The organism is Streptomyces longispororuber, assembly GCF_014656095.1.
GTDB lineage: Bacteria > Actinomycetota > Actinomycetes > Streptomycetales > Streptomycetaceae > Streptomyces > Streptomyces longispororuber.
On record NZ_BNBT01000102.1, the window covers coordinates 22,229 to 31,457 of the forward strand.

The following is a 9,229-nucleotide window of genomic DNA, read 5'->3' on the forward strand; positions in this document are numbered from 1 at the left end:
CGTGACCAACCCTCCGCCGCCCGAGCCGGAGAACACCGTCCCGGAGAAGACCGCCCCGGAGAACTCCGGACGGAGCCGGGTGCCCTATTGGCGCCGTTACCTCCGGGCCGACGGCACCTGGGTCCCGTCGATGGCGGACGCCGGTCCCCCCGGCGAGGAACTGGCGGACCTGCGGTCGGGGCTCGGTCAGCCGGTCGGTTCCGTCATGGCGCTGTGGCCGTACTACGCCACGGAGACGGACGGCGCGCTCACCCCCGAACTCGAGGCCGAGCACGGCGCGGTGACGCTCTACGGCCTTCACCAGCAGGGGCAGAGACGCCCCATGCACCGCAGGCACGTCGGTCTCGGCCAGGCGCTGCGCAGGCTGCGGGACAGCGAGAAGTTCCTCGAGAAGGCCCTCGACCGCAGGGTGGAGGCCGCGGCGACCACCACGTCCGTCCCGGCCCTGCTCTACCGGCTCCGCGGCCTGGTCACCCAACTGCGTGGGCAGTCCGTACCGCTGGACTACGACCTCCTCATGCGTGACCTGCTCATGTGGATGGAGCCGGAGCCGCGGAAGTGGGTGCGCAGCCGGTGGGGCCTCGGCTACTACGCGCGCGGGGGCCAAGGCGGCACCGGGAGCCGCGACGCCGCGGCGGCAGCCAGGGTCTCCCAGGACGCCTCCGACGTTCCGCCCGGCAACTGAATAGCACATCACCACCGACCGTCCGACCCGACCGGAGCCTCCGTGACGTTCCTCCCACCCCGTCTGTACGTCGACGTACACCTCCTGCAGACCGTGCCTCCGGCCAACCTCAACCGCGATGACCAGGGGAACCCCAAGGAGGCCTACTACGGCGGCACGCGCCGTTCCCGGGTCTCGTCGCAGGCGTGGAAGCGCGCGACCCGCATGTACTTCACCCAGCATCTGCCCGCGCACGATGCCGCGACCCGCACGCGCCGCGTCTCGAGTGCTCTGACCGGCAGGATCGTGGACCGCACCGGCCTGGACGAGAAGAACGCGGGCAGGCTCGCGGACGCGTTGCTGGCCCCCTTGAAGATCAGTGCGGGGCGCAAGCAGGGCGACACCGCGTACCTGCTCTTCTACGGGCGCCGCCAGCTCGACAACGTCGTGGGGCTCGTGAGCGAGCGGGCCGCCGAGCTCGCCGCGCTCGACGACAAGGAGCTGCTGGCCGAGGTCGAACAGCTCGCGGTGTCCGAGCAGTTCAGCTCCGGCCATCCACTGGATGTGGCCCTCTTCGGCCGGATGGTGGCCGACATCGCCGCGCTGCGGGTCGACGCCGCGGTCCAGGTCGCCCACGCCCTGTCCACCCACGCCGTGTCCCTGGAGTTCGACTACTTCACCGCGGTCGACGACCTCGCCGAGGAGGAGCGGGAAACCGGAGCCGGGATGATCGGCACCATCGGCTTCAACTCCGCGACGCTCTACCGGTACGCCACCGTGGGCCTGCACCAGCTCCGCGAGAACCTCGGCGACGACGCCGCCGCCGTTGAGGGGGTCCGGAAGTTCATCACCGCCTTCGCCCGCTCCGTGCCGAACGGGTACCGCAACTCCTTCGCGCACCAGACCCTGCCCAGCCTGGTGTCGGTCGTCGTACGGTCCGACCAGCCGGTCAACCTCGTCACCGCCTACGAGGAACCCGTCGCCCCGGCCGCCGGAATCGCAGCGGCGTCCGCCCGGCGGCTCGCGGCCGAGCACCGCACGGCCGTGGACGGGTGGGGCGACCCCCCTGCCTTCACCGCGGTCTGCCACGGCTTCCACGACGGGACGGCGCACCGACTGGAAGAGGCGTTCGGCCCCGCGGTGACCTTCCCGGAGCTGCTCGACGGCCTGGACGGGCACCTGTCCGCCGCGATCGCCGAGGCCGCGCGGTGACCGCGGCCGTGCTGCCGGCCGAGCCGGAGCGCACCGACCACGACGACCGGGCCGTCCTGCTCCTCCGGCTGGCCGCGCCCCTCCAGTCCTGGGGCGCCCAAGGCGCCTTCAACGTCCGCGACACCAGACCCGAACCCACCAAGTCCGGTGTGACCGGGCTCCTCGCGGCGGCCCTGGGCCTTCGTCGGGAGGCGCCCTTGGACGAACTGCTCGCCCTCCGGATGGGCGTGCGCGCCGATGTCCCGGGAACCCTGCTGCGGGACTACCACGTCGTCAGCGACTTCCGCGGCAAGCCGCTGCCGCAAGCCGGCGTCTCGGCCAAGGGGGCACAGAAGCCCACCGCGCCCGCCAAGTACACCCATGTCACCTCGCGCTACTACCTTCAGGACGCGTTGTTCGTCGTGGCGCTGGAGGGTGCCTCCGAGCTGCTGCACCGGCTCGTCGCGGCGGTGCGGGCACCGCACTTCCCCCTCGCCCTCGGCCGCCGGTCGTGCCCGCCCACACAGCCCCTCGTCCTCGGCGTCGAGGAAGGGGGCCTGGAGAGCGTGCTGCGCGGACTGCCCTGGCAGGCGTCGCAGCGGGCGAAGACCAGCTACGCCTACAAGCTGGGCCGCCGACGCGGTCTCGACGGGCCCTTCCGCCCCGCGACAGTGCCGTGCTCGGTGACGCTGGAGCACGCCGGGGGCGACGACGTGCTGCAGGACGTGCCCCTCTCCTTCGGCCCGCACGACCGCGCGTTCCTGGGACGCCGGGTGCACCACGAATGGCTCCGCGTTCCCACCGGCTTCCCGGACCCCGACGCCGCCACGGAGATCGATGCGGACGACGACATGCACGACCCCTTCGAACTGCTGGGCCGGTGAGCGGATGCCGTACCTGTCCCGCATCCGCATCAATCCGCTGCGCGCGGAGAGCCGCCGCTACCTGGAGAGCCCGCGCGCCGTGCACGGAGCCGTCATGGGAGGCCTTCCGGACGCGGCGGACGACGAGCGGCCCCTGTGGCGGATGGACTCCGACGACCCGCACCGCCCCCACCTGGTCGTCCTCACCCGTTCCCGGCCGGACTGGTCCCACGTCGTGGAGCACGCGGGCTGGCCGGGCGCGGACGGCGACCACGTACTGGTACGCGACTACGCGCCCCTGCTGGCCCTCATCGAGCCCGGCCGCGCCTTCGCCTTCCGCCTCACGGCCAACCCCGTGCAGAACGCCCCGACGCCCACGTCCCCCACCGCCGCGCAGCGCAAGCGCATCGCCGAGGAACAGGACCCCACCCGCCGGCGCGGCTTCCGCATGGCCCACCGCACGGCCGCGGAACAACTCCGCTGGTTCCTCGAGCGGACCGAACGCTGGGGCTTCGCTGTCCCGGCCTCCCGCACGGACCCGCCGGCGTCCGGCCTGGGGACCAGCCACGCCGCCGTCCCCGATGCCTCGGGCGGCACCCGCACACGTACGTCACCCGACCCGACCGACCCGGTGCCCCGCGAGGTACGCATCACCGGGCGCCACCGCCGCGCCTTCACGAAGAACGGCCGAGGAGCGAAGGTCATCGTCACCAGCGTCACCTTCGAAGGCCGCCTGGAGGTCACCGACGCCAAGGCACTGACCCACCACTTGCTCAGCGGCATCGGCCCGGCGAAGGCTTATGGCTGCGGGTTGTTGACCCTGGCGCCGGTCAGGAGTGGGAGCGGGGCGAACGGCTGAGGGCGACGCTTGGGCACGGGTTCGGTGAGGACGGTGGCGACGAGGCCGGAGAGGCCAGTGAGTCATCCGGACCGGGCCATGACTTCGTCGCCCTGAGATGTTCCGATACCCCCTTGCCCCCGCCTGCCCGTCCTCCCTGGTAGTGCGTGGGCCCGCCTTCTTCGTGCCCTCCGGGAACCCCACCCCCACCCCACCCGACTCCTGTCCCGCCGGGCCCCGAGCCCGGCTTCCGTCGGGCAGGAGGGGCGCGATGCGTGTGCGTAGTCGGGTGCGTGTGGGGTGGGGTGTGGCAGTGGTTGTGGGTGGGCTGCTGGTCGGTGGGTGTGGGAGTGGTGGGGACGGGTGGGATGGGGGAAGTGGGGGAGGCGGGGGAGGTGGGGGCGGGAAGGCCGTGGCTGGGTTTCCTGTGCGGGTGACGGATTGCGCGGGGCGGGAGGCCTCGGTCGCTGCGCCGCCGCGGAGGATCGTGACCAGTAACGCCGCCGCTCTGGAGCTGCTGCTGCGGCTGGGGGCGGGGGACCAGGTCGTCGGGACCGGTTTTCCGCCCGGTGAGGGGGCGTTGCCGGGGGCCCTCGGGGTGCGGGCCGGGGCCGTGAAGGTGTTGAGCCGGGGGGTGATCCCCAAGGAGAAGCTCCTGGGGTCCGGGGCCGATCTGTACATCGACAGCTTCGCCTCCATGGGCAGTATGGGGGGTGCCGGCGGCGCCCCCTCGGCCGCGGAGTTCGCCGCCGCCGGGATCAAGCACGTGTACCTGAAGTCCACCGCCTGCGCCGCCGACCGGAAGGAGCCTCTGACCGATCTCTCCGCCGTCGAGCGGGACATCACCTCCCTCGGGGCCGTCACCGGCCACCGCGACACCGCCGAGGGGATCGTCCGGGGGATGCGGAAGAAGGTCGCCGCCGTGACGAAGGCGGTCGGGGGCGTGCCCGCGCGGGAGCGGCCCTCGTACTTCTTCTTCGACTACGACGCCGGGACCAGGCAGCCCATGGCGGTGTGCGACCGGCAGGTCGCCCACGCCGTGATCACCCTCGCGGGCGGGCGGAACGTGTTCGGCGACTGCGAGGGCTCGTTCAAGCCCGTGGGGTGGGAGGACGTCGTCGCCGCGGACCCGGACTGGATCCAGCTCGCGGTACGCAACCGGGGCAGCGCCGCCGCCGACGAGAAGGCCTTCGACGAGGCCCGGGCGTGGCTGGAGCGCAACGCCGCCACGAAGGGGCTGCGGGCCGTGAAGGAGGGGCGGTTCCTGCGGATCAGGTCGGAGGCCACCACCATCGCCGGTGTCTCCAACGCCGACACCGTGGTGCGCATCGCCCGGCAACTGCATCCGGACCGCCTGCGGGGGGTTCGGCTGCCGTGACGTCGTCCCGTACGGAAGAACGCGTCCGCGGCGGGCGGCGGGTGCCCGCCTCCGGGCTCGCCCTCGTGCTCGCCGTCGCGCTGCTCGTGGCGCTCACCCTCGCCGTCTCCCGGGGCTCCACCTCCCTGCCGCCCGGCGAGGTGTGGGCCGTCGTGGCGCGCAGGCTGGCCGGGGACGCGCCCCGGCCCGGCACCGGCGACCTCGTCGTGTGGCAGCTACGGGTGCCGCGCGCCCTGCTCGCCGCCCTCGTCGGCGCCGGGCTCGGGCTCGTGGGCACCGCCGTGCAGGCCCTCGTACGCAACCCGCTGGCCGACCCGTACCTGCTCGGGGTGTCCAGCGGCGCGTCCCTGGGGGCCGTCGCGGCGATCGTGCTCGGCCTCGGCGCGGGCAGCGCGCTCGGGCTCTCGGGGGCCGCGTTCGCGGGCGCCCTGGTCACCTTCGCGCTGGTGTGGGCCGTGGCCCGGCGCGGCGGCGGGTTCGCGCCGCTGCGGCTCGTGCTCGCCGGGGTCGCCATCGGGCAGTTCCTGTCCGGCCTCACCAGCTACCTGGTCCTGCGGGCGGGGGACGAGCAGCAGACCCAGAGCGTGCTGTTCTGGCTCATGGGCAGCCTCGGCGGCGCCACCTGGGACCTGCTCGCCGTGCCCGCGGTGGCCGTCCCCGCCGCCCTGGTCCTCCTCCAGGCGCGCGCCCGCGGCCTCAACGCGCTGCTCCTTGGCGACGAGACGGCCGCCGGCCTCGGCGTCGACGTCGGGCGGCTGCGCCGGGAGCTGTTCGTCGTGACCAGCCTCCTGACCGGGGCCCTGGTGGCGGTGTCCGGCGCGATCGCCTTCGTCGCCCTGATGGTGCCGCACACCTGCCGCCTCCTCGTCGGGGACGACCACCGCCGCCTCCTTCCGCTGTCCGCGCTCGGCGGCGCGGTCCTGATGGTCGTCGTCGACCTGGTCTGCCGTACCGCCATGGACGCGCAGGAGCTGCCCGTCGGCGTCGTCACCTCGCTGCTCGGGGCGCCCACCCTGCTGTTCCTGCTCGACCGGCGGCTGGGGAGCGACCGATGAGGACGAGTGGGAGGGAGGGCCGATGAGGGTCGACATCGAAGGCCTGTCCGTCGCCTACGCCGGGCGCACCGTCGTCGCGGGCGCGCACCTCGTCGCCGCCGAGGGCGAGATCACCGGGCTCGTCGGGCCGAACGGCAGCGGCAAGTCCACGCTCCTGCGCACCGTCTACCGGCACCTGCGGCCCACCGCGGGACGGGTCCTGCTGGCCGGCACCGACCTGCGCGCGCTGTCCCCCGCCCGGTCCGCCCGGCACGTCGCCGCGCTGCCGCAGGAGCGGGGCGCCGACGTCGAGTTGACCGTACGCGAGGTCGTCGGGCTCGGCCGCATACCCCACCAGCGGGCCTTCGCCAAGGAGGGCGCCGCCGACCGGGACGCCGTCACGCGCGCCCTCGCCGAGGTCGGCATGGCCGGCGCGGCCGAGCGGCGCTTCGCCGCCCTGTCCGGCGGGGAGCGCCAACGCGTGCTGCTCGCCCGGGCGTTCGCGCAGGCGCCCGACGTGCTGGTCCTGGACGAGCCGACCAACCACCTCGACGTCCGCCACCAGGTCGAGCTCCTCGCCCTGCTGCGCGGCAAGGGGCGTACGACGCTCGTGTCCCTGCACGACCTCAACGCCGCCGCCTCGGTCTGCGACCGGCTGCACGTCCTGCACGGCGGCGCCGTCGTCGCCTCCGGGCCGCCGCGCGCGGTGCTCACGCCGGAGTTGCTCGCCGAGGTGTTCGGCGTCCGGGCGGCCGTCGTCGACCACCCGCTCACCGGTGATCCGCTGATCGCCTTCGACCACCGGGAGGCCGTGCCTCCAGTCGGCGGCCGGGGGTGAGCGGTCGGACGGGGACGAGGGGGCAGCCGTGGACGGCGCGCGCGTGCGCCGTCGGCGCCCCCGCCGCGCGCCGCCCCCGCGCACCGCGGGGGCACTGCGCGGACATCCCGTGAAGGCCCTGTGGGGTGCGGTGTTCGCGCAGTAGGTTCGGTGTCGCGTGGCGGACAGCGGGGGCGACGGCGGGGGCCGGACCACGGCTGAGGGGAGCAGGGGTGCGCCGGGGCACGACGGTCGGGGGGCGTTACCGGCTGGTGCGCGGCCCCCTGCGCGGGGGCATGGGCGAGGTGTGGATCGCCCGCGACCAGCGGCTGCCCCGCGAGGTCATCCTCAAGCGGCTGCGGCCGCAGGGCCGGGGCGCGACCCGGCCCGACCGGCAGGAGTCCGACCGCCTGGAGGCCGAGGCGCGTGCCCTCGCGCGGTTCAGCAACCCCCACGTGGTCACCTTGCACGACGTCCTCACCCTGCCCGAGGGCACCTGGGCGTGGCCGCGCCGCAGGACCGCGTCCTGGCTGGTCATGGAGTACGTGGCCGGGGGCAGCCTCGCGGACCGGCCGCCGCTCGCGCCGGAGCGGGCCGCGCGGGTCGGCGCCCAGGTCGCGGCCGCGCTCGCCGCGCTGCACGCCGAGGGCGTCGTGCACGGCGACGTGAAGCCCGGCAACGTCGTCGCCACGCCCCAGGGGCTCGCCAAGCTCGCGGACTTCGGCGGCGCCTACAGGGTGGGCGGCCGGGACACCGCCGCGCCGCCCGGCGCGCTCAGCTACACCCCCGACTACGCCGCGCCCGAAGTGGTGCGGGGCAGGCCCGAACCGGCCTCCGACGTGTTCTCGCTGGCCGCCCTGGTGCACGCCCTGGTCACCGGGCGTCCGCCGCGCCCGGTGACCGGCGGGGGCGTCGCCCCGGCCGTCGCCGAACGGCAGGCCGCGCGGGGCGAGGTCGCCCTGGGGCCGGGGCTCGGGCCGCTGCGCGCGCTGCTGCCCGCGATGCTCGACGCCGAGCCGGGGAACCGGCCCGACGCGGCCGAGGCCGGGCGGCTCCTCGCCGGGGTCGCCGGTCCGCAGGAGCCGCTGCCGCCGCCCCGGGCGAACGCCGAGGGCGACGACGAGGGCGACGGCGTCGGGCAGGACAGTGGCCCGGGCCCCGGGCGGCACGCGCTGCCGGGCAGGACACGGCAGTTCGCGATCGCGGTGGGCGTGGCCGCGGTGACGCTGGCCACCGCCGTGTGGATGCCGGGCCTGTGGCCGGACGAGGAGGACGACGACAGCGGACGGCACGGCCGCGACGGCCGCCGCCCGGTGCTCGGCGACCACCGCACCGCCGACCCCTGCGCGCTCGCCGACCCGGCCGCCCTGGACCGGTTCGGCGACGCCCGGCTCCGCCGCGGCCTCGGCGGCTTCGACCGCTGCGACGTCCTCGTCGACACCGGCGACGGCCGCCCCGTGGACGTCCGCTTCCGCCTGGCGAACGGCGGCGCCACCGGACTGCCCGCGCCCCACCGGACCGTGGGGGACGTGGCCGTGGTGAGAGGGGGTGACGGTGACGGCCCCGGCGCCCTGGACGGCCCCGAGGGCTCCGGCGACCCCGGCGGCCATGGCTCCGGCGGCCCCAGTGGCCCCGACGGCGGCTCAGGCGCCCCGGATCGCTCCGGCGGCGCGGACAACGATGCCGACCTGTGCGTACGTACGCTGCTCCCCGCCACGGACCCCGGTACGCACGTCTCCGTCGTCGCCGAGGTCATGGCCGGGCGGGACGAGGGGGACGGCAGGGGCGCCGGGGACGGCAGGGGCCGACGGGGCGACCGGGGAGGCCGGGACGACCGCCACGCTCAAGGTGACCGCGACGCCCAAGGCGGCCGCCAGGCCGAAGGTGACCACCACCCCCAAGGCGACCGCGCGCCGCGCCCGAGCCCCGGTGACGTCGGCGCCCGGCCGCTGTGCGCCCTGGCCGATGTCGCCGCCCACGCCGCCGCGCGGCGGCTCGGGGCCGGGCCGCTCGCCCGTCGCCCGGACCCGGCGCCCGGCTCCCTCGTCCGCGAGGACGCCTGCGCGCTCCTGGACGCCCGGGCCCTCGCGGCGCTCCCCGGAGCCGGTGCGCGCGACCCGGAGCCCGGGTTCGGCAACTGGAGCTGTACGTGGGGGAGTACGGCCGGCGGGCCGCGTCTGGAGGTACGGCTCGGGTGGGGTCGGGTGCCGGACGTCCGGGACGGGGCGCTCACCCGTGTCGCGGGGCGCCGTGCCGTCGTCGAGCCGGACGCGGCGGGCCCGCGCGCGTGCCGGGTCCGCGTGGTCCACCGCGTGGGCGGCGGCACCGGCGGCGGCCGGGCCGTGGAGAGCCTCGACGTCGTCGTCGCGGGCGGCGGCATCGGCGACGACGGCTCGCGGGCGCGGCTGCGGCGCCTGGCCCTGGGCTTCGCGTCGGCCGCGGCG

At 75.7% G+C, this 9,229-nt stretch carries 8 protein-coding genes; all 8 read left to right on the forward strand.

Going from position 1 to position 9,229, the window contains the following annotated elements; all coding sequences use genetic code 11:
* The first annotated feature begins 1 nt into the window (after position 1).
* Positions 2-685 (forward strand): type I-E CRISPR-associated protein Cse2/CasB, encoded by a 684-nt coding sequence (gene casB, locus IE330_RS26195; RefSeq protein ID WP_229925937.1) that lies wholly within the window; start codon positions 2-4, stop codon positions 683-685.
* A gap of 42 nt (positions 686-727) precedes the next feature.
* On the forward strand, positions 728-1,876 hold the full coding sequence (gene cas7e / locus IE330_RS26200; RefSeq protein WP_190138584.1) for a type I-E CRISPR-associated protein Cas7/Cse4/CasC: 1,149 nt from the start codon (positions 728-730) through the stop codon (positions 1,874-1,876).
* Positions 1,873-2,739, forward strand: coding sequence for a type I-E CRISPR-associated protein Cas5/CasD (gene cas5e, locus IE330_RS26205; protein WP_229925938.1), 867 nt, complete (start codon positions 1,873-1,875; stop codon positions 2,737-2,739). The genes cas7e and cas5e overlap by 4 nt, the downstream gene beginning before the upstream one ends.
* Before the next feature lie 4 nt (positions 2,740-2,743).
* Complete coding sequence (cas6e, locus tag IE330_RS26210) at positions 2,744-3,577, forward strand: type I-E CRISPR-associated protein Cas6/Cse3/CasE (protein WP_190138592.1); 834 nt, start codon at positions 2,744-2,746, stop codon at positions 3,575-3,577.
* Between the two features lie 250 nt (positions 3,578-3,827).
* Positions 3,828-4,934, forward strand: coding sequence for an ABC transporter substrate-binding protein (locus tag IE330_RS26215; protein WP_190138585.1), 1,107 nt, complete (start codon positions 3,828-3,830; stop codon positions 4,932-4,934).
* Positions 4,931-5,989, forward strand: a complete 1,059-nt coding sequence (locus IE330_RS26220; protein WP_190138586.1) for a FecCD family ABC transporter permease — start codon at positions 4,931-4,933, stop codon at positions 5,987-5,989. Before IE330_RS26215 ends, IE330_RS26220 begins: the two co-directional genes overlap by 4 nt.
* 22 nt (positions 5,990-6,011) lie before the next feature.
* Positions 6,012-6,806 (forward strand): ABC transporter ATP-binding protein, encoded by a 795-nt coding sequence (locus IE330_RS26225; protein WP_190138587.1) that lies wholly within the window; start codon positions 6,012-6,014, stop codon positions 6,804-6,806.
* A gap of 212 nt (positions 6,807-7,018) precedes the next feature.
* Positions 7,019-9,229, forward strand: a 2,211-nt coding sequence (locus tag IE330_RS26230; protein ID WP_190138588.1) for a serine/threonine-protein kinase, incomplete at its 3' end; no start/stop codon positions are given.

Coding starts and splice junctions, on each gene's coding strand:
- cas6e (WP_190138592.1), top strand. CDS start 2,744: ATGCCGTACCTGTCCCGCATCCGCATCAATCCGCTGCGCGCGGAGAGC.
- IE330_RS26215 (WP_190138585.1), top strand. CDS start 3,828: ATGCGTGTGCGTAGTCGGGTGCGTGTGGGGTGGGGTGTGGCAGTGGTT.
- IE330_RS26225 (WP_190138587.1), top strand. CDS start 6,012: ATGAGGGTCGACATCGAAGGCCTGTCCGTCGCCTACGCCGGGCGCACC.